Source organism: Idiomarina sp. MD25a (assembly GCF_001870515.1).
GTDB lineage: Bacteria > Pseudomonadota > Gammaproteobacteria > Enterobacterales > Alteromonadaceae > Idiomarina.
In genome coordinates, this window is the sequence record NZ_MDGT01000001.1 from 37788 (window position 1) to 57594 (window position 19807).

The 19807-nt window shown below is 47.8% G+C and carries 17 protein-coding genes; 10 read left to right on the forward strand and 7 right to left on the reverse strand.

Features of this window, described 5'->3' with window-relative positions:
* The first annotated feature begins 11 nt into the window (after positions 1 to 11).
* From BFR57_RS00185 to BFR57_RS00195, 3 genes are read left to right on the forward strand one after another with little or no spacing between them, the layout of a single operon-like run.
* Positions 12 to 1160 carry an exonuclease SbcCD subunit D gene (locus BFR57_RS00185; protein ID WP_071462263.1) on the forward strand — a complete coding sequence of 383 codons (1149 nt, stop codon included), beginning with the start codon at positions 12 to 14 and terminating at the stop codon, positions 1158 to 1160.
* A complete protein-coding gene (locus tag BFR57_RS00190; RefSeq protein ID WP_071462087.1) occupies positions 1157 to 4225 on the forward strand; it encodes an AAA family ATPase in 3069 nt (1022 codons plus the stop codon). The genes BFR57_RS00185 and BFR57_RS00190 overlap by 4 nt, the downstream gene beginning before the upstream one ends.
* A gap of 13 nt (positions 4226 to 4238) precedes the next feature.
* The gene (locus BFR57_RS00195) at positions 4239 to 5111 is read left to right on the forward strand and encodes a MaoC family dehydratase (protein ID WP_253183592.1); all 873 of its coding nucleotides are present in this window, start codon (positions 4239 to 4241) and stop codon (positions 5109 to 5111) included.
* 10 nt (positions 5112 to 5121) lie between these two features.
* Here BFR57_RS00195 and BFR57_RS00200 read toward each other — a convergent pair whose 3' ends face one another.
* Genes BFR57_RS00200 through BFR57_RS00210 form a run of 3 tightly spaced genes read right to left on the reverse strand, consistent with a single transcriptional unit; the run spans position 5122 to position 7695 of the window.
* Positions 5122 to 6387: an amidohydrolase family protein gene (locus tag BFR57_RS00200; RefSeq protein WP_071462089.1), complete on the reverse strand. Its 1266-nt coding sequence runs from the start codon at positions 6385 to 6387 to the stop codon at positions 5122 to 5124.
* 10 nt (positions 6388 to 6397) lie between these two features.
* Positions 6398 to 6829, reverse strand: a complete 432-nt coding sequence (locus tag BFR57_RS00205) for an Rrf2 family transcriptional regulator (protein WP_071462090.1) — start codon at positions 6827 to 6829, stop codon at positions 6398 to 6400.
* Between the two features lie 8 nt (positions 6830 to 6837).
* Positions 6838 to 7695 (reverse strand): META domain-containing protein, encoded by an 858-nt coding sequence (locus BFR57_RS00210; RefSeq protein ID WP_071462091.1) that lies wholly within the window; start codon positions 7693 to 7695, stop codon positions 6838 to 6840.
* A gap of 273 nt (positions 7696 to 7968) precedes the next feature.
* Between BFR57_RS00210 and BFR57_RS00215 the strand changes: the two genes are divergently transcribed.
* Positions 7969 to 10101: a TonB-dependent receptor gene (locus tag BFR57_RS00215; protein ID WP_071462092.1), complete on the forward strand. Its 2133-nt coding sequence runs from the start codon at positions 7969 to 7971 to the stop codon at positions 10099 to 10101.
* Positions 10102 to 10147: 46 nt separating this feature from the next.
* Here the strand turns inward: BFR57_RS00215 and BFR57_RS00220 are convergent, their stop codons facing one another.
* Entirely contained in the window at positions 10148 to 11047 is a 900-nt protein-coding gene (locus tag BFR57_RS00220; RefSeq protein WP_071462093.1) for a RimK family alpha-L-glutamate ligase, read from the reverse strand.
* Between the two features lie 44 nt (positions 11048 to 11091).
* On the opposite strand from BFR57_RS00220, the gene BFR57_RS00225 reads away from it, so the two are divergent.
* The 6 genes from BFR57_RS00225 (at position 11092) to pgsW (ending at position 17228) form a co-directional block, all read left to right on the forward strand.
* Positions 11092 to 12456 carry an SLC13 family permease gene (locus BFR57_RS00225; protein ID WP_071462094.1) on the forward strand — a complete coding sequence of 455 codons (1365 nt, stop codon included), beginning with the start codon at positions 11092 to 11094 and terminating at the stop codon, positions 12454 to 12456.
* Between the two features lie 62 nt (positions 12457 to 12518).
* The gene (locus BFR57_RS00230; RefSeq protein WP_006954474.1) at positions 12519 to 12854 is read left to right on the forward strand and encodes a zinc ribbon domain-containing protein YjdM; all 336 of its coding nucleotides are present in this window, start codon (positions 12519 to 12521) and stop codon (positions 12852 to 12854) included.
* 23 nt (positions 12855 to 12877) lie between these two features.
* Complete coding sequence (locus tag BFR57_RS00235; protein WP_071462095.1) at positions 12878 to 14098, forward strand: ectonucleotide pyrophosphatase/phosphodiesterase; 1221 nt, start codon at positions 12878 to 12880, stop codon at positions 14096 to 14098.
* A gap of 140 nt (positions 14099 to 14238) precedes the next feature.
* Positions 14239 to 15492, forward strand: coding sequence for a poly-gamma-glutamate synthase PgsB (gene pgsB / locus BFR57_RS00240; protein WP_171903913.1), 1254 nt, complete (start codon positions 14239 to 14241; stop codon positions 15490 to 15492).
* Positions 15489 to 16064 carry a poly-gamma-glutamate biosynthesis protein PgsC gene (gene pgsC, locus BFR57_RS00245; RefSeq protein ID WP_006954481.1) on the forward strand — a complete coding sequence of 192 codons (576 nt, stop codon included), beginning with the start codon at positions 15489 to 15491 and terminating at the stop codon, positions 16062 to 16064. Before pgsB ends, pgsC begins: the two co-directional genes overlap by 4 nt.
* A gap of 12 nt (positions 16065 to 16076) precedes the next feature.
* A complete protein-coding gene (pgsW, locus tag BFR57_RS00250; protein ID WP_006954483.1) occupies positions 16077 to 17228 on the forward strand; it encodes a poly-gamma-glutamate system protein in 1152 nt (383 codons plus the stop codon).
* Positions 17229 to 17272: 44 nt separating this feature from the next.
* Here pgsW and BFR57_RS00255 read toward each other — a convergent pair whose 3' ends face one another.
* From BFR57_RS00255 to BFR57_RS00265, 3 genes are read right to left on the reverse strand one after another with little or no spacing between them, the layout of a single operon-like run.
* Entirely contained in the window at positions 17273 to 18400 is a 1128-nt protein-coding gene (locus tag BFR57_RS00255; protein WP_071462097.1) for a DSD1 family PLP-dependent enzyme, read from the reverse strand.
* Positions 18401 to 19291 (reverse strand): TIGR00730 family Rossman fold protein, encoded by an 891-nt coding sequence (locus BFR57_RS00260; RefSeq protein ID WP_006954487.1) that lies wholly within the window; start codon positions 19289 to 19291, stop codon positions 18401 to 18403. It lies immediately after the preceding gene.
* Between the two features lie 9 nt (positions 19292 to 19300).
* Positions 19301 to 19804 carry a DUF1543 domain-containing protein gene (locus BFR57_RS00265; RefSeq protein ID WP_071462264.1) on the reverse strand — a complete coding sequence of 168 codons (504 nt, stop codon included), beginning with the start codon at positions 19802 to 19804 and terminating at the stop codon, positions 19301 to 19303.
* Between the last annotated feature and the right edge of the window lie 3 nt (positions 19805 to 19807).

Here is a 19807-nt window from a genome sequence, read left to right on the forward strand (position 1 = left end):
AGTTAATCATCATGAAGATTTTGCACACCTCAGACTGGCATCTTGGCCGCCTATTTCATCAGCAGTCGCTGCTTGAACAGCAGCTTGAACTTCTCCAACAGCTGGTCAATGTCATTGATGAGTACGCGGTTGATGCGGTCATCATCGCGGGCGACATTTACGACCGTTCAGTACCGCCTTCAGCCGCTGTGAAAGCGTTCAGTGACTTTGTCGAACAAGTTGCGGTAAAACGGCAGTGTACCATCGTCGCCATTTCAGGTAATCACGATGGTGCCGAGCGCCTTGGCTTTGCACATAGCCTGCTTAAACAAGCTAAGTTGCACTTGATTACCGACTTACCGCAGTCGGTCGAGCCCGTTGTATTGAGCGATGCAGACGCCGACGTATATTTATGGTGCGTTCCCTTCCACGATCCATTGCAGGTAAGCCATTGGTTCGGAAGTGACTGTAAAAACTTTAATACAGCTCATCAGATGATTGTTGACCGTATCAACGCTCAACGTAATAGCCAGTATCGCAACATCATCGTCAGTCACTGCTATTTAGACGGTGCATCAGAGTCAGAGTCAGAAAGGCCACTCTCGATCGGCGGGGCCGATCGCGTTGATTGGCAAATGTTTGCTGATTTTGATTACGCGGCTTTAGGACACCTTCATCAGCCTCAATATAAAGGCCTTGAACATATCCGCTATAGTGGCTCCTTAATGAAATATAGCTTTTCTGAAGTGAACCAAAGTAAGTCGGTCACGTTAATTGATATAAACAACCAGGGTGTGCAGAACATTGAACAAGTCGCGCTTAAACCCAGCCAGGATATGCGCGTGCTTAAGGGTGAGTTAGCCGATTTGATTGAACAGGCTAAACACGATCCGCATAGTAACGACTTCATTCAGGCGATACTGACTGATAAACAAGCGATTCTACATCCGATGGCGAAACTCCGCGCCTATTACCCTAATTTGATGCAGTTAAGAAAAGCGCAGTTTGAGCACGAACAACGCTCCCCCGCGGCTCACTCTCAGGAACAGCTGAAAAAGGCAGATTGTGAGCTCATCCAAGACTTCTTTTCTGAAGTCCACGGAGAGCCGCTTACTGAAGATCAGAAAAACGCAATTTCGCAGGTCATTCAACAGATTGAACAAGAGGAGTCAGGATCGTGAAACCGCTCGCGCTTACGATGCAGGCATTTGGCCCCTTTCCCACGCAACAGTCAATTGACTTTACGCTGTTGGGCGAACACCCCTTGTTTCTAATCAATGGAGCCACGGGAGCCGGTAAAACGACACTACTCGATGCCATTAGTTTTGCACTCTATGGTGAAACCACAGGGCAAGACCGCGCTGGAAAACAAATGCGCTGTGATCATGCAGACGATGACTGTATTACCGAAGTGGAGTTCACATTTGCCATCGGTACCAAAATCTATCGGGTGACGCGCCAGCCCACACAACATGTTTTAGGGCAGCGTGGCAATGCCACTGTTGAGCGTCGTACTACTGCGTCATTATATGAGTTACGCGGCGAATGGCATAGCCAGCAGTCACTTAGCACAATGGACTGGCAGCCGATCGAAACGCGTAAAGTAACCGAGGTGAATAAATTCATAGAAGGGCTTCTCGGGTTACGTGCCGAGCAGTTTCGGCAAGTGGTTGTGTTACCGCAAGGCAAATTCCGTGAGCTACTCAACGCCGATGCCAATGAGCGTGAAAATATTCTGTCGCAATTATTTCAGACCCAGCGTTTCAAGCGTTATGAGGAGTTGTTTAAACAACAGGCCGGCGATCTTAAAAAAGCATTTGAAAAGCTCGAGCAACAGAAAGCACACATACTCGAAGGCACAGGATGTGATGACCTGACTCAGCTTGAGCAGCAGGTCGCAGAGCTAAAACCTCGCCTGGAAACCCAGCAGAACGCCCTGCAACAACTTCATCAGCAGGTCGTTGATACCGATTATCAACTCAAACAACAACACACGCGCAACGCCAAATCCAAAGATTTACAACACGCCAAGCAACAACACGATGAGTTGCACACCCAGCAAGCAGAAATCGATAACAAACAACACCGTATTAACAAGGCTCAAGCCGCCATTCGCTTGGTTCCTGCCTATAATGACTGGCAACAAGCGGAGGTACGGCTAAACGCAAGCCGACAAAAACAAACCCAGCTTAGCGAGGACAAACAGCAACAAGCTAAGTCACTGACAAACACTGAAGCTAAGCTCGAGGACGCACGAACAAAGCTTGAGCAAAATAAACCGCTTAGAAGTACACTCCAACGCTTAGAGGAGCTTTTACCAACCGTAGAGCAACTGGAGCGTTTAACACAGCAAGTCGAGCAGTATCAGTCTACGCTTGTTCAACAAGAAAAGGAGGGTAAGCAACTCAGAACAGACTACGACGCCGCTCAGTCAGAGCTCAAGCAACTACGAACAGAGCAACAGCAAGTACAGACACAAATTGATGAGTTACCCGAGTTGGAAAGCCGTACTCAAGCATTATTAGAGCAACGCAAACAACTCTCGAAAAAGCAGCAGTTGGCTGAACAAGCAGCTGTGCTTAAAAACACTCAGGCTCAATTACAACGCTCATTGGAGGCGAAACTCGCTCACAAACAGCACGTCTACAATCAGGTCAACGAACTTGAACAACGCTGGCTTGCGAGCCAAGCCCCCTTGCTTGCCCGCCGGCTCGAACCTCAACAGCCTTGTCCCGTTTGCGGTAGCACAGAACATCCTAGCCCTGCTCAATCGGACGCAAACGCATTAGTTGAGCAGCATGAACTCGAGCAAGCTCGTGAAAGCTATCGCACGGCAGAGCAGGCGTTTTACGATGAACAAACAACGCTCACAAAAACCAGTGAACATGAACACCAACTAACTCAACAATTATCCGAGCTGGCTGACTTATCCGAAGCAACACTGGAGCAGCAAGAAGCTCGACTTAATAATGAGCGTAAACAGCGAACAGCACTGTTAAACCACCGCCAAACGCTTCAACACAAGCTTGAACTAGCGGAGCAACAGCGCGGGCAACTTGAAGGACAACTTGACCACTGCCGTTCACAATACGCCGAAGTGAAAGCTAAACATGCGAGCGCACAAACCGAGCTAGAAAACTTAAGACAGCGTTGGCAGCAAAGCGACATGAGTGTCGCCGAAGTAAAACCACGAATTGCAGAACTTAAGCGACAGCTCGGCCAGCTTGAACAGCAATTTGAGCAGGCGCAGCAAGCAACACAGAAGCAATCGCAGCAGTACCATGCCACTCAAGCTCAGTTGAAGGCAGAGACAGAGGAGGGCGAACGCCTTACGCAAGCCTTGAAATATGCACAACAGACTTGGGAAGCCCAGCTTTCAGCCAGCAACTTTATTTCCGATGAAGATTTCAAGTCGGCACAAATCGACGAGTCAGAACTTAAACAACTCAGCCAAGCGGTTGCCGAATACAATCAACGTGCTATCGAACTCAAGTCGACTATCAAAGAGCTACAACGCTATATTGATGATATTCCGCCAGCTGATATCGAACAGCTAACCTGGCAACTCGAAAAGTTACGTAAAGATCGTGAGTTGGAACAAAGTCGATTTAACCACCAGCAAAGTGTATTACTTAACAACGAAAAGGCCGCAGAACGCCTGCAGCAATTGGCAATACAGAACCAAGCATTGGAAGCGCAGTATGCCAGTATTGGCACGCTTGCCAATCTAGCTACAGGCCAAAACAGCCAACGTTTAAGTTTGCACCGATTTATATTAAGTGTTCTACTAGATGATATACTAATTGTTGCATCGCAACATTTAGGGCAAATGACGCATCACCGATACCAATTAGTACGTGAAAACGAAGTCAGTGATGCTCGCTCAGCCAGTGGTCTGAACCTTGCTGTTACGGACGCTTACACAGGCATTCAACGCTCTACTAAGACACTTTCCGGCGGAGAGAGCTTTCAAGCCGCATTAGCGCTAGCACTCGGACTCTCTGAGGTGGTACAACAATATTCTGGCGGCATCAAGCTCGATATGTTGTTTGTCGATGAAGGGTTTGGCAGTCTCGATGAGCAGGCATTAGACGCCGCAATCGATGTGCTGGCTAATCTACGCGCCAGTGGTCGGAGTGTTGGAATCATCTCCCATGTGAGAGAATTAAAGGAGCGTATCGATACGCGCATTGATGTTCACAAAGGTCAACACGGTAGTCACATCACTACGAGGGTAAATAACTAATATGGATGGTGTCATGCATTCACCAACAACGCTCCCAGCAATGCCCGGCATGCTCGCACGCTCGTTGCTCACCTTGCTGCGTAACGATAATAGCCAGGCTGAAGCTGATAAAATCGAGCATGAATATAGTTTAGAAGCCCTATCGGTCAAACGCATTGATGCCTACAAAAATATGTTCGGTGGTTTTGTCAGTGATATCCCCTTATCCTTGTTTTATTGCCTCGCACAACGGACTCACTTAGCGCAAATGCTCGATAAGCGCTTCCCATGGCCGGCACCGGGTTTGGTTCATTTGAACAACCGCCTCGAGCAATTAGAACAAATTCAACCTGACCAACCTTTTTATATTAAAGCTTCGGTCAGTGTTCCAGCACGAGGCCCTCAAGTCTCGCCTCGCCGTTTGCGCCCCAAGTTCGAAGTCAGTTTTTATCAAGACAATAAAGAAGTGGTGCGCTGCGTTAGCACATACCAGGTGATGAAAGCCCAAGGTAAAGAGGCACCGAGAGCCAAGAAACCAGAGGCTAAGATTGACAAGCCCAACTGGACCTACTTACATCATTGGCAACTAGGATCGGGGCTTGGGAGACGTTACGCGCGTGTATCGGGTGATTTCAATCCAATTCATCTACACCCATTTACTTCGCGTTGGTTTGGTTTTAACAAACCAATTATTCATGGCATGTATATGATGGCCCGAGCACAAGCCGATATCGAACGCATCGAGGGTCAAAGTGCTAACTATATTGATGTCACTTTTAAGCGCCCAGTCATTCTGCCAGCTCGTATTCGCCTTTGGCGTAACAGTGACTCACCCGAGGGTTACGAAGTACGGAATAACGACAACACGCAAGTACAACTCGAAGGGAAGATTCGCTTCCCTTCGTAGTTACTGCTTATTATTGCTTGTGAATTTGTCCATTTTTCATAACAAAGGTCACACGCTGCAGTTCGGTGATATCCTCAAGTGGATTACCATCGACTGCAATGACATCGGCGTATGAACCGCTTTTAATACGACCTAAACGCGGATCTCTTAAGATATCTGAGGCAGCTATCGTTGCCGCTTGAATAGCCTCTTCGGCAGGCATACCCGCCCCAACCATGTATTCAAACTCTTTCGCATTATCGCCGTGAGCAGAAACACCACTATCGGTGCCAAATCCAATTTTCACGCCAGCTTTATAAGCCGTCGCAAAGGTATCTTGAATTTTTGGACCAATAGCCAAAGCTTTCGGTTTAACAACAGCAGGAAAGTAGCCGTCGATCTTAGCCTTTTCAGCAACAAACTTACCCGCCATAATCGTAGGCACTAAGTACGTTCCATTAGCCTTCATCGCTGCGATCACCTCATCATCCATATAAGTGCCGTGCTCAATAGTATCGATACCCGCGTTCACCGCCCGCAGCATACCGCTCTTGCCATGTGCATGCGCAGCAATATGGAAATTATAGTCATCCGCAATCGCGACCAATGCTTCAAGTTCATCATCAGTAAACTGAGGATTCTCACCACTTGAAGCCATACTTAACACGCCTCCGGTAGCCGTGATTTTTATAAAGTCAGCACCATCTTTATAATGTTGACGAATCGCTTCTTTAACATCTGCGGGGCTATTCACAACGCCTTGTTTCGGCCCCGGCTCACCCATTAAATCAGGTCTGACACCATTGGTAGGATCCGCATGTCCGCCCGTAGTAGCAAGCGATTTACCTGCACTATATATACGAGGCCCATTGACTTTGCCTGCTTTAATCGCATCACGCAACGCCAGAGTCACATTAAAAGAATCACCTGGATTGCGCACCGTAGTAAAACCAGCGAGCAAGGTCTTCATACCGTAATTTTGAGCGGTATAAGCCAGATCGGCAGGCCCCTCGGTAAAACGATTTAAATAGGCGCCAGGGCCTGATTGACCATCTAAATGAACATGTAAGTCAGTTAACCCCGGAAGACAGGTTTTATCACTCAAATCGACAACGTCTGATGCCGGCTTGTCAGAAGTGACACTCACAATTTTATCATTATTAAACTGAATATAGCGCTCACCCACTAACTCGCCACGTTCGCTATCAAATACGTCTCCGCAATGTAACCAGCCATCTGCATGAGCAGCAGAACTACAGACCGCTAACACCAAACTAAGAGCTATTTTATGATTCATTATTCAACTCCTAAGTATTTATGTGCCAATGCACTTGAATTTCCTCTGGTCGCTCAACCAGAGAAGCAATGGTGTATTTAGCAAGGTAATTATAAAACTGCTCTTTACCTGCGTGAATAATGCCTTTTAAATCACATACTGGATAAATCTTACATCTTGGGTTTAAACAATCAATCCACTCTTCATCACCTTCTAGCTGGCGGATAACGCTATCAAGACGCATTCGGTTGGCGTTAGTAGCAAGAGAAAAACCGCCTCCTTTTCCGCGCCAAGTCTTAATGAGCCCAAGTTTTCCCAGATGGTGAACGACCTTGTTTAAATGGTTTTTAGGTACCGAAAACACCTCGCTCAAATCACTAATCGTGGCTCTTTTATCTTGCTCAGATGCAGCAAGGTAAATCAGTACTCTGAGTCCATAGTCTGTATATTTCTTTAATTGCACGCGGTTTCCTAGAGTTTTTCATTTTTTAGTTTTAATTGGGTTCCGTTGCGACTTTCTATTACGAGCCGATTCTGATCAAAGCTAATGGCGCGGACATTGTTAACTGCTTCGGCAAATATGTTTGCGTCCTGCATAATGGTTTCTGAACATGCACGACGTGTACTTCCTATCCACTTCAAGTGCACCATTTCGCTGCCAAACTGATACTGTCCAAAACGACGGTTACACCCGTCCGAGCCCACTAACTTGCCATCGGCTAAGAACTGAATATACATATTAGACGAAGGCGTCATTGATGCATTAGTCTCGGTCAGAATCCACTTAGGGCCTTGCACCAAGTCCAACGTTTCGCCGCCACACCCTGTCACATTTAATTGTCCCGAGTACCTCACCGAAAAGGGATACACCATTCCACTCATCGTATCCCGACACACCTCGGAACGAATATCTATTTGGTCGCCGTTCGCCGTAGACAATCGCCAACTCGGCGTATCGGAATCTTCATTTACGGGTTCAACGGACGCAATCGTGGCAATCCACTCCTTCTCTGGTGTGCTTACCTCAGCCTGCTTTCCATTAAGCGATAACGCCCAAAATGGCTCATTACCCGATGCTGAGAACGCCTTGGGGAGAGAGTCAGCGGCTCGACACTCGGGAAGCGACTCGCCCCGCCAGATAAATGTGGCCATATTGCCTTTGTTCCAGAAGCTACTTTCACCATCATCAGAAACAAATTTAGCGCCCGATGCCACGGGTTGTTGCTTTAGTGTGTCTTGGCGGTCTCCAAAACGTACTTTAAGTTGCTCATTCTGCCACTCGGTATACACCGTATAGGCGCCACAAATGAACACTTGTTCTTGCTTCATATCTCTTTTCGATGAGGACGAGCATCCCGCGATAACGACGCTGGTCAGAAAGATAACAACTACAAACCGAAACATAATCAATCCAATAAAATTCATATAAATCTCTGATTCTCAGCATACCTCGCTAGGTCAAAAGCTCAAGCACTTAACTAGGTGTTTACATTAGTTACACCTTTGCTAAATAAATAATTAATAAATTCTTAATTTTTAATTGCGAATTATTCGCATTTTAATTACTATCTGCCGCATCAAAATAACGTGTGGAGATAAACAATGAAAAAAGCCCCGATTGCATTCGCTATCGCAAGCTTGCTAAGTAGCCCGCTGATAATGGCGGAAGAGAACACCGAAATCGAAACAATTAAAATCATTGGCTCAACCGAACAAGCGCGTCAGATCGCAGGCTCATCAGCCGTGATAGATGAAGAACAAATGCGCGTTGAAGTACCCACCGATATTAACCAGTTGATGAAAACCCTTCCTGGCGTTTACGTGTTAGAGGAAGACGGCTTTGGTCTACGTCCGAACATCGGTATTCGCGCGGCAAATGCGGGGCGGGTAAGCAAAGTCACGCTATTAGAAGATGGTGTGATGATGGCACCAGCACCTTATTCAAACCCAGCAGCGTATTATTTCCCAACCACCATGCGGATGGCCTCTGTTGAAGTACTGAAAGGGGCACCACTACTGCGTTACGGCCCTCAAACAACAGGCGGCGTGCTTAATCTGGTATCTACGCCCATTCCTGAACAGACTATTGCAGGTCAGCTATTAGCACAATGGGGTGAGTTCAGCAGTAACGATATTCATGCTTATGTCGGTGGCACGCAAGGCGCTTGGGGCTTCTTACTTGAGACAGTGCAACGCGAAAGTAATGGTTTTAAAGCCATTGATCGCAGTCATGGCGACAGCGGCTATGATATTCAAGACTACACCGCGAAGCTGAGCTTTGATCAAGGACCACACCACCTGCTTTTCAAGGCGCAGTACTCTGAAGAAATCTCTAACGAGACCTATCTTGGCCTAACCGATGCCGATTTCGCGAAGACACCAAATCGTCGCTACGGCATCTCATCGATTGACCAAATGGACAACAGCCATAAAAGCTTTAGCTTGGCTTACGGCTTTGATGTAAACAGTGATGTTACGCTCAATGCTGTCGCATATCGTAACGAATTCAAACGTGACTGGTTTAAGCTCAACGGTGGTGGGTCGTATGTTAGTGCAGCGAACCAAGGCGACATGCTAGCACAAGATATTCTTGACGGTACCGAAGATGCCCTCGGCCTTGAATACAAACATAATAACCGCGCTTATGAAAGCTATGGCATTGAGCTCAATGCACAGTGGCAACTTGGCGCGCATGCACTTGAAGTCGGTGGACGCGACCACACGGATGAAATGGATCGCTTTCAACCTGTGGAGATCTTCGACCAAATCAACGGCAGCTTAGTCTATCAATCCACGGTCAGCCCTTCAGGTAGCAATAACCGTATTGAAGGTGCCGATGCAACCAGCCTCTGGGTGACCGATAGTTGGCAAGTTAACCCAGCGCTAAAAGTTAATTTAGCCTTGCGTTATGAAGATGTGTCATCATTCCGTAACCAGTACGATGAGGCTGCACGTACTACTGCGCCAGCATCCCGTTCCAACTCAAGCGATGAGTGGCTACCCGGCGCATCGTTTACCTACGACTTAAGCGACTCATGGCAGGTGCTAGCGGGCATCCACAAAGGCTTTTCACCACTCGGTGGCGGTGCAACAGAAAACCAAGAGCCCGAAACGAGTATTAACTACGAAGCCGGCCTACGCTATCAACAACAAAATACTTTTGTTGAAGCCATTGCATTCTATAGCGACTTTAGCGACACCACCCAGTTGTGCTCTATCGCCACACCATGTGATAACGGTGCTGAATCCGGTACTTATGTACTTGGCGAATCGGTTGTGCAAGGTTTAGAGTTCCAAGCGCAACACACCTTTGCTGCGGGCAAGTTTTTGATTCCGATTGATATTGCTTACACCTACACTCAAGGTGAGATCAGTAAAGATAATGCAGTCTCGGGGCTTATGGACGGTGATCGGTTAAACGACATTCCAGAGCACACGGCAAACGTCCGTATTAGCCTTGATAACAATGCCGGTTGGATCAACTACCTCAACTTTAAATATATTGATTCTATGTGTGTCAGCGTAGGCTGTAACAACAGCACTGCGGCGTTTAACGAAACAGAGTCTCTATTCGTTACCGATGTAGTCAGCCGCTACGAACTTAACACGCAGACATCCGTCTATGTAAAAGTCGAAAATATCTTCGATCAGCAAGCGATCGTTGCACGTACACCTGATGGCGCTCGCCCGAACAAACCACAGACCGTTTGGATGGGTATCGACTATAAATTTTAGTGATAAAGAACAAGCGACCGAGCTCATTAAGAGCTCGGTCATTTTTCTAACCGGCTAATGCGATTAAATAATCCGCCAACGCACCCATGCCAGTTTTAGCAACGTGCGCACGCTGCTCGGCGTCTTGGTTATAATTTGTATTGGTATTCACATCATAAACAAACAGTTCACCCTGACTGTTTTCTATAAACTCAATGCCTGCTACGTCAATGTCATTACTACGTAAGAACGTTTCCAATTGGTGAATAATCGAGTGTTCATTAAAACGCGTGGTAATTTTGAATTTTTCAGCAATCTCACAAGCATCCGCTGGGCACAATTCGAAGCCCTGTTCAGTATTAACCTGCACCGCGTAAACGAACTTCTGACCGACGAATTCAGCCCGCGTAATAACCGGTGATTTAGCCTTTATATATTGTTGCACTAACCAGGTACCATCGAGCGGCTCCTCATAGTCGGCACTCTCTGTATAAGCAACCAACTCATCAAGCTGATTGAACTTTTGTACGCCGAGACCTTTACCTCCACGGTTAGGCTTGACGATTAAAGGCCAATCGTTAAATTGCCTCGCAGCTTCAACGAGTTGCGCTTTACCAACTGCTGCAAAAGTACGCGGTACCGACAAGCCTGAACGTTGCAATGCGGCATACTGTGAAAGTTTACACACCTCGAGCGCTAACACTTGCGAACCATTCACGACGGTACGATTCTGGCTTTCTAACCAAGTTAACACCAGCTTAGTCAGTTCCGGCGCGAAGCGATGTCCCCGCGTATGTGACGACGCGCTCATTCGATTGTAGTAAACCGCATCGTCCGGTTGGTCATGAAACGGTACAACACCTTCATCTAAAAACCAGCTTTTAGGTGTCACGCCACGTTCTCCGAACGCTTTGTATAGAGGCTTCAACCATTCTTCATTTTCGTGCAAGATTACGATATCGCGCATGCTACACTTCCTTACAATAAAAAGAACACGTCTAAAGGTCGCTCATGTCCCATAAAATCATCGGCCCTATTGCCGCCCTATTAAGTGTCATAGTAACACGAAGTTTAGAAATGCCGCTTGATGCTGCGCTGACTTTAGCAATCGTCATATGGGTGGCTTGGTGGTGGGTTTCTGAATGTATTCCACTAGCGATAACGGCGTTGCTACCTTTTATTTTACTACCGGTTATTGGTGTTCTTGACCCTAAAGAGGCAGCGACAGCCTTAGGCGATAACATTATTCTGCTATTCATGGCGGCGTTCATGATGGCAAAAGCCATTGAAGCCAGCGGCGTACACAAGCGACTCGCACTATCATTAATTGCGCTCATTGGACCCGACAGTGGCCGTCGCATCGTTGTCGCGTTCATGTGTGCAACCGCCTTCCTTTCGATGTGGATCTCTAACACCGCGAGTGTGTTGGCTTTACTGCCCGTAGCATTGGCACTTGCAGATGCCACCGACAACAAGCCATTCCAAAAAGCCCTGCTGTTAGGTCTTGCCTATTCAGGGTCGGTGGGCGGCATTGCCACCTTAGTCGGTACCCCACCTAATCTTATTTTTGCCTCAATATATGAAAATATCTCAGGGCAGGGCTTCGACTTCACGCGTTGGCTAGGTATTGGCATACCCATGATGGTTATCAGCATCCCATTAATGGCTTGGTATCTCACTCGTAACGTTCATTTGAGCATGCCATTACAATTACCCAAACAAGATAAAATGTCAGCTTATGAGAAGCGCGTGCTGACTGTGTTTGGTGTCGTAGTATTACTGTGGGTGATGCGCACCACCCCGTTTGGCGGCTGGACAGGTCTGCTGGGGCTACCCGCACTGAACGATGCGACTGTCGCTTTAGCGGGTGCGTTAGCCATGTTCATTATTCCAACGGGAGAAAAGCAACAACCCACCTTACTCGATTGGTCGCTAGCGAAAGATATCCCATGGGGTATTTTATTATTATTCGCGGGCGGCATTTGTCTCGCTAAAGGCGTCATGGCAAGTGGTCTCGGCACGTTAATGGGCGAATCGTTAACAGTACTAGGAGAATGGCCACTGTGGTTGTTGGTACTGGTGCTCACGCTGGCGGTTTCATTTATGACCGAGTTTACCTCTAACACAGCCACAGCAACGCTATTAATGCCCATTTTAGCGGCAACCGCACAGGCAATTAATCAGCCTATCGAGATACTCATGATTCCAGCGGTTATTGCTTGCAGCTGCGCGTTTTGCATGCCCGTGGCAACGCCACCTAACTCCATTGTATTTGCGTCTAATCGCATCAGCATCCGCGATATGGCACGCACAGGCATTGTGTTGAACATTCTTTTAGCCTTTGTAACGACCGCAATTGTCATGGTTTTGGTCTAAATCAAATGTTCTATTAAGCAAACTCGGGTAAACTGAGCGCTTTTTTAAGATGGAGTCTCTCGATGGATCAATTGCCTGCTTGCCCACAATGCGCTTCTGAATACGCATACGAAGACGGTAACGTATTAGTCTGCCCGGAATGCGGACACGAATGGTCACCGCATGACGAGAGCAATGAAGACAGTAAAGTGATTCGTGATGCCAATGGCAATGAGCTCAATGATGGCGACACCGTCACCGTCATTAAAGACCTGAAAGTCAAAGGTTCATCATTAGTTGTTAAGGTCGGCACTAAGGTCAAAAACATTCGTTTGGTCGATGGCGATCATGATATCGATTGCAAGATTGACGGTGTCGGTGCAATGAAATTGAAATCTGAGTTTGTTAAAAAGGTTTAATAGACCGAATCAGGGAATCTGCCATGCAACGTTTTCTTACCTCACTACTGTTGGTTTGTAGTAGTTTATTGGCCGCAACGTCAGCCTTTGCAAAAACTGACCAACAGACTATTGTGCTTATTTCTATTGATGGCTTTCGCTATAACTATATTGAGCAACATCACGCCGAGCATCTTAGTCATTTAGCTGAGCAAGGTGTTCGCGCCAAGGGGCTCATGCCAGTTTATCCATCTAAGACGTTCCCGAACCACCTTTCCATAGTCACCGGTCAGTACCCATCCCACCACGGTATCGTTGATAATAATTTTTACGATACGGAACGCGAAGAACATTACAAAATGGCTGATGGTACTGAGGACAGTACGTGGCTGCATACGTTACCAATTTGGAATTTGGCGGAGTTCCAAGGCGTAAAATCAGCGACTTTCTTTTGGCCTGAATCCAGCGCACGCATCAATGGACGCACACCCACCTATTATTACCCGTACAGCCACTTTGCCCCTAACCAGCAGCGAGTTGACCAAATCATTCAGTGGTTACAACTGCCCGAACAAAGTCGCCCTCGAATGATCACCGGCTACTTTTCAATCGTTGACTCAATGGGTCATAAGTTTGGTCCCGACTCGAAGCAGACAAAAGGCGCGGTCCAAGCCGTCGATAAGCTGATAGGACAACTGTGGCAGCGTATTCAGAACGAAACCGAAGGTTCAGTTAACTTAATTGTGGTTTCCGATCACGGCATGGCGCCGATTAAAGCAGATGCCATGATCGACCCAGATGACTTAGCCATTGATGAAGAAAAGTTTACCACCGTAAATTCGCAAACACGCTATCTCATTTATGCTAACGAAGACACCAGCGCTGATGATATTGCGGCACTTCGAACACAGCTAGAGAACAGTAGCGACCTTGGCTATCGCGTTGAAACCGATGACAAGCTTAAACAATTACATGTCAGTGATGGCCCACGTAAGCCCGCCATCGTGCTTTCAACTGATGCACCGGTGAGTTTCGCAACTCGACCTGTCGAAGAGCGCTCCGACGGTGGCACGCACGGTTATTACAACAATCGTGACATGGATGGTTTATTTGTCGCAGTGGGTCCAGCGTTTAAAAACGGGATGACTATCGATCGGTTTGAAAATATTCACATATATCCATTAATGGCGGATATTTTAGACCTCAAATTAATGACCAAAATTGATGGCAAAATAGCTGTTTTAAAACCTATTTTAAATAATTAATTCGCCTTCGAGTGATCTGTTTTAAATAGCCGAGCGAATTGTAAAGATTACTAAAATACTTGGTATTTTTCTTTGCAGTTCGCTAAATATATACATGCACGTTCGTATGTATATTCATAACCTAAAAGGCTATTTAAATTATGGCAGAGACACTCTCGTCACAGTATTGGGCCGAGGGATATTGGATGAACGATATTCCCATCCTGCTCGGAATTGTCGCTGCGATCTGGCTTTTACTGGTTATCGCTGCGGCGTTTGAAGCGTTCCGGCACAAATTACTGGTCGATAAAATTCCAGTACGAGTGCATGTTAATGGGACCCGCGGCAAAACCAGTGTCACTCGGCTTATCGCAGCGGGCTTAAGATCAGGTGGCAAGCGTATTTGCGCTAAAACCACCGGCTCTGCAGCCGCTATCACTGACCCTCAAGGAAGAGAGTTTCCTATCTACCGCATTAGCGGTGCCAACATTATTGAGCAAATGCGCACGCTCAAACGCATGGCCTCACTTAAACCCGAAATTGTAGTGATGGAATGTATGGCACTGCAGCCACATTACCAATCGCTCAGCGAACTGCGTATGGTGCGCTCTAACGTGGGCGTCATCACCAATGCGCGCGCCGACCACCTGGATGTCATGGGTCCGGGCGAAGAGGACGTTGCCTTAGCATTAGCGGGCAGCACACCCGTCAAAGGTAATCTCTTCACGGCAGAACGCGATCTATTAGGTGTTTTCGAGCACTCGACCAAAGACCGCAACAGTCAGCTACACGGCGTCACTGAACAAGAGGTCGACGCCATCGGTGACGATATTCTCAAGCAATTTAAATATTCCGAACATGCTGAGAATGTGGCGTTGGCATTAAAAGTTTGCGAGCACCTCGGTGTTGAGCGAGAGCAGGCATTGCAAGGCATGATTGGACTCGAACCCGAAGCCGGCGCTATGCAAGTACTTCACGTAAATTATTTCCGCCGCGAAATTGTTTTCGTTAATGCATTTGCTGCAAACGATCCCGAGTCGACCGGTAAGATTTGGGAAAACATGCTAGAAAAACACGGCAAGGAGCGCAAACGCATTGTATTGATCAACTGCCGAGCCGACCGTCCGCACCGTTCTCAGCAAATGGCTGAGGCTGCTGTTGAGTGGACCCAAGCGGATCGCTATATCCTGATGGGTTCAGGCACCTTTATTTTTGTTCGCGCCGCAGTGAAATACGGACTCGACCCAGAAAAAATTCTCGTAATGGAGAACGCTGCCATTACTGATATTACCGAAACCTTGCTGGAAGAAGCTGGCAACAGTGCACTCGTTGTCGGCATGTGTAACATTCATGGTGGCGGCGAAGAAGTCGCTCGGTTCTTCCAAAACCGTTCCTTGAAGGAGGAAGACCTGTGATCGCATTAAATATTTTAGCCGTTGCCATTGGCATCGGATTGTTCTTTACGTTATTGCTCACACAAACGCTCGGACTCGCCGCCGGTGGCCTCGTTGTTCCTGGTTATGTTGCCCTGCAACTGACCGAACCCATGAGTCTGGTGATTACGCTCGTAGCGGCCTTGCTCACGTTCTTGATCGTGCGCGTAATATCTAGTTTTGCCATTATTTACGGCCGTCGACAAACGATCATTATGATCCTGACTGGCTATCTCATCGCAGGCTTGATGGATTTGTTCCTCGGCAGCTTAGTTAACTGGGTCGATTTACAAATGGTCGCGGGTGGTGACGATGCACAAGCACAAGTCGCGACACTGGAGTCATCCTTTATGATGGCCGTCATGTCGAGCAATATTATCGGCTATATTATTCCCGGTCTGATCGCGATCTGGTTTGAACGCCAAGGTGTTCTGCAGACGCTGTGCGGCTTGGCCGTCACCGCCGTATTAGTGCGCCTCGCACTGATTGTCATCATGCCTGAAGCGTTGCAGATGTATGAAGCAAGCAGCGCCTTCCACATGCCTGGCTGGTAAGGAGAATCCCAAATGAGTAGTTTTACTAAGATTTATTGGCGTTCTTCAGGTGTGCCAGCCTGGGGACTCATCGTATTAATGATCGCGGCATTAATTGCTTTACTCGCCGTCGAAAACGTTAAAGAAACCGATCCAATCGTGGACGAAAACTACGCCACCATGGTAACGGCTGCAAAAATTATGCGCCAAGGAATGGAAGTCATCCGTCCATTGCGCGCTGAAAAGGAGCCGATTAACCCAGAGTTCGACCCTCAACGCTCGGGCTTTGTCGGTCTCGATAATAGCATCGTCACGACTAACCATGGTGGACGCGAGTCTAAACAGACCACAGTGAACCCCAACTGGGCAGCCGTGGCGGTTAAACTATTAGCTAAAGCAGGCGTTAAAAAAGGTGACTTAGTCGCGGTGACTGTATCTGGCTCTTTCCCTGCTCTAAACCTTGCCGTGTATTCTGCAATTGAAGCCATGGAAGCGGAGCCGGTTATTATCGCTTCGGCGTCGTCATCGCAGTGGGGAGCTAACGTACCCGGTTTCTTGTGGTTGGACATGGCACGTGAACTCAACAAAGCCGGCGTGATCTCGTTCGAGCCTAAATATGCCTCGATTGGCGGCATCGAAGACCGCGGCATTGGTATCCCACAAGCCGGTATTCAATCGATTCGTCAAACGATTGAACGCGCTGGCTTGCCGATTATTGAACCGGCGAACTATCAAGAAGCGGTGGCCGACCGTATCGCGATTTTCCGTGAATACTCATCCGATCGTAACTACAAAGCGTTCGTCAACGTCGGCGGTGGTGCGACTATCGTAGGTCCTCCAGGTATCGATGATATGTTTAAATCAGGACTACAGTACGACGCACCGGCTCGCGCTTACGCGGTGGATACGGTGATGGGCTACTTCTTACAAGAGAATATCCCAGGCATTCATTTTATCGGCATTAAGAAAATGGCGGAACGCTACGGTCTTCCACTCATGCCTCCCGAGCCTGTGCCCGTCGGTAATGGCGGTATCTATTCCTCAAGCACATACAGTCGGTTACTCGCTTTCGGGCTCGCTGTGGCATTGTTTGGACTCACTTGGCTCATCGTGCGTTCAGCGCGGATCACCAGCCTCTGGCGTCGCGATAGTAGTAGCGGTAAAGGCACTAAACCGATGGTATAAACACCTCGGTCATATAAAAAAGGAGCCGAATGGCTCCTTTTTTGTTACCAGAAATTAAACCGTGACCATTGTTCGCTCAATTGCCCCTCTGCATCAGCAACATAATACTTATCGAACTGAGAGGCTGTGGCACAAGCATGATTCGGAAGGATGCGTAATTTATCGCCGATCTGAACATCGCTGGGTATTTCGCTCGAGCCTGCACGCTGTTTAATGACCCCATGCTCTTGGCTAGTGCTCTCTACTATCCAGTCGGTAAGCGGTCGTCCCGCAGCATCTAGCACCATACCATAGCCATAATCGACCGCTTGCGATGCTGTACCGCGGTCGCGCGATAACGCCATCCAGCCCGCATCAATGAGGATCCAACCTTTCTCCGGCTTCACCCCTATGACAGTGGTCACCACAGATAACGCGATATCATCAAGTGAGCACACATTGATATTCGCCATCACTAAATCAAAAAATGTATAAACACCGGCACGCACTTCCGTCACGCCCGTGAGATCTTGGGCAAAGTGTGCGGTAGGCGTAGAGCCGATACTGACCATCGGGCAGTCAATTCCTACCAGTTCAAGTCGCTCCTTCACATGAACCGCAGTGGCACGTTCGTTCTCAGCCGCCGCGACTTTGTCTGAACGTGTCATACAACCGTACGAGCCACCTGCATGCAACAGAATACCCTTAAAAAGTTCGGCTTGCGCTAGGATTTTGCTGACATCCATCAGCGTAGGACTCTCAGCAGTTAATCCTGCACGGCTGCCATCGCAGTCAATTTCAATAAGCACAGGAATAACGATGTCATGCATACGACAAAACTCGACCACCTGAAGCGCCTGTGTCTCACTCTCTAAGATGATTTTTAAATCAACGCCTTGTTCGATCAACCGCTTAACGTGAGGCAGTTTGTTCTGCGCAATCCCCACCGCATAAATTTGATCTAGAAAGCCGTGTTCTGCAAAAAAGTCAGCTTCTTTTAGCGTCGATACGGTAATCGGTCCCGTGCCACCATTAAAGATAGCCTTAACCGCAGGCAGCGATTTGAGCGTTTTTACGTGGGGCCGCAAGGGCGTCTTTAATGCGCTGAGATGGCAGTTCAAACGCTTGATATTGGCATCAAACCGCGGACGATCAACACGTAAATAAGGCGTTTCAAGCGCATCCCATGTCATTTATTTACTCCCCTCACTGAGTTCATAGCATCGGCAGATATGCGCCCACGCTTCTTCCGCCGTATTGACTAACGTAAACAACTTCACGTCATCGGGCGCTATTAAACCTTCTTCAATCAATAAGTCGAAATTAATTAACTTCGACCAAAAGCCTTTGCCTATCAGTACAATAGGCACTGGATCGATTTTCTTTGTTTGAATTAAGGTGAGCGTCTCGAACAACTCATCTAAGGTGCCGTAGCCGCCTGGGAGCGCAACTAGAGCGCGTGCCCGCATCAAGAAATGCATTTTTCGAATGGCAAAATAGTGAAATTGGAAGCAAAACTCGGGCGTGATGTAAGGGTTCGGATATTGCTCCTTGGGTAACACAATATTAAGTCCGATACTCTCACCACCGGCCTCAGTCGCACCGCGATTAGCCGCCTCCATCACACCTGGACCACCGCCTGAAATTACCACAACGCGATGCTCAGGGTAATTCTGGCTGTGCTCAGTAACTAAATGCGCAAATTTCTGCGACTCTGAGTAATAGCGGCTGTTCTTTAAATCCCGCTTTGCTTTAATCCAGTGTGCTTTAGTCGTCGCATCGTTGGGGGTTTTATCAAGCTCAGCTTGCGCAATATCGAGGTTATATTGCGCCTGTTCCGGTGATAAAAAACGCGCGCTACCAAACACGACTACCGTCGCATCAATCTGATGCTTATCGAGCACGCGCTCAGGCTTTAAGTACTCTAATTGCAATCGAACATGGCGAAGATCGTCTTCCAGTAGAAAGTCGTTATCAGCAAATGCCAGTTTATAGCTGTCATTATTCTGCAGTCGCGCGATGGCTTCTTCCGACTGCTTAGCCGAAGCGTGGTGTCGTTGATGCAGGGGGTGTTTGTCCGCCATTCGAAAATCCTACGGTAGAGGGTGGTAGCCCATCCAATTGGGCTTTAACGGCTGTTGCACGCCATCGTATTCAAGTTTAATGGCATAGCCATCGAGTAAATCAATCTTGAGGCAGTCATCGACTTCAAGCAAGTCGTCTTTATGCAGTTGTTCGGCCCCCGCAAGCCCTGTGGCAGAAACGTGCACTCGCGCCCGTTGTTTAGCATCCGCGGCTGACTTCGCCACCACTACAGTAAAATCATGGAATTCCGCCAAACGACCCGGGAAATAACCACCAAAATTCACAAAGTATAAGGATACCCCCTGATTGTCGACAGGCTCTTTAATGAGCGAAATGCGATAGCCATCGACATGATGTAAGGCAACGTAGCTATCCATGTGGAGACCCTTCTGCGAACCGAACCACTGCTGTCGTAATGCCGGAAAAGTGGCTTCAATCGCTGGCGCGACGACAAACCGCACATCATGGAGCTCAATATGTGCACCCGGCGCGCTACCGCCGATATAAATCATAAA

Excerpts from the sequence above, each read along its gene's own strand:
- BFR57_RS00185 (WP_071462263.1), top strand. The coding sequence starts at position 12 with ATGAAGATTTTGCACACCTCAGACTGGCATCTTGGCCGCCTATTTCAT.
- BFR57_RS00230 (WP_006954474.1), top strand. The coding sequence starts at position 12,519 with ATGGATCAATTGCCTGCTTGCCCACAATGCGCTTCTGAATACGCATAC.
- pgsW (WP_006954483.1), top strand. The coding sequence starts at position 16,077 with ATGAGTAGTTTTACTAAGATTTATTGGCGTTCTTCAGGTGTGCCAGCC.
- BFR57_RS00265 (WP_071462264.1), bottom strand. The coding sequence starts at position 19,804 with ATGATTTATATCGGCGGTAGCGCGCCGGGTGCACATATTGAGCTCCAT.
- BFR57_RS00235 (WP_071462095.1), top strand. The coding sequence starts at position 12,878 with ATGCAACGTTTTCTTACCTCACTACTGTTGGTTTGTAGTAGTTTATTG.
- BFR57_RS00210 (WP_071462091.1), bottom strand. The coding sequence starts at position 7,695 with ATGAAGCAAGAACAAGTGTTCATTTGTGGCGCCTATACGGTGTATACC.
- BFR57_RS00215 (WP_071462092.1), top strand. The coding sequence starts at position 7,969 with ATGAAAAAAGCCCCGATTGCATTCGCTATCGCAAGCTTGCTAAGTAGC.
- BFR57_RS00260 (WP_006954487.1), bottom strand. The coding sequence starts at position 19,291 with ATGGCGGACAAACACCCCCTGCATCAACGACACCACGCTTCGGCTAAG.
- BFR57_RS00255 (WP_071462097.1), bottom strand. The coding sequence starts at position 18,400 with ATGACATGGGATGCGCTTGAAACGCCTTATTTACGTGTTGATCGTCCG.
- BFR57_RS00195 (WP_253183592.1), top strand. The coding sequence starts at position 4,239 with ATGCATTCACCAACAACGCTCCCAGCAATGCCCGGCATGCTCGCACGC.
- BFR57_RS00200 (WP_071462089.1), bottom strand. The coding sequence starts at position 6,387 with ATGAATCATAAAATAGCTCTTAGTTTGGTGTTAGCGGTCTGTAGTTCT.
- BFR57_RS00220 (WP_071462093.1), bottom strand. The coding sequence starts at position 11,047 with ATGCGCGATATCGTAATCTTGCACGAAAATGAAGAATGGTTGAAGCCT.
- pgsB (WP_171903913.1), top strand. The coding sequence starts at position 14,239 with ATGGCAGAGACACTCTCGTCACAGTATTGGGCCGAGGGATATTGGATG.
- BFR57_RS00225 (WP_071462094.1), top strand. The coding sequence starts at position 11,092 with ATGTCCCATAAAATCATCGGCCCTATTGCCGCCCTATTAAGTGTCATA.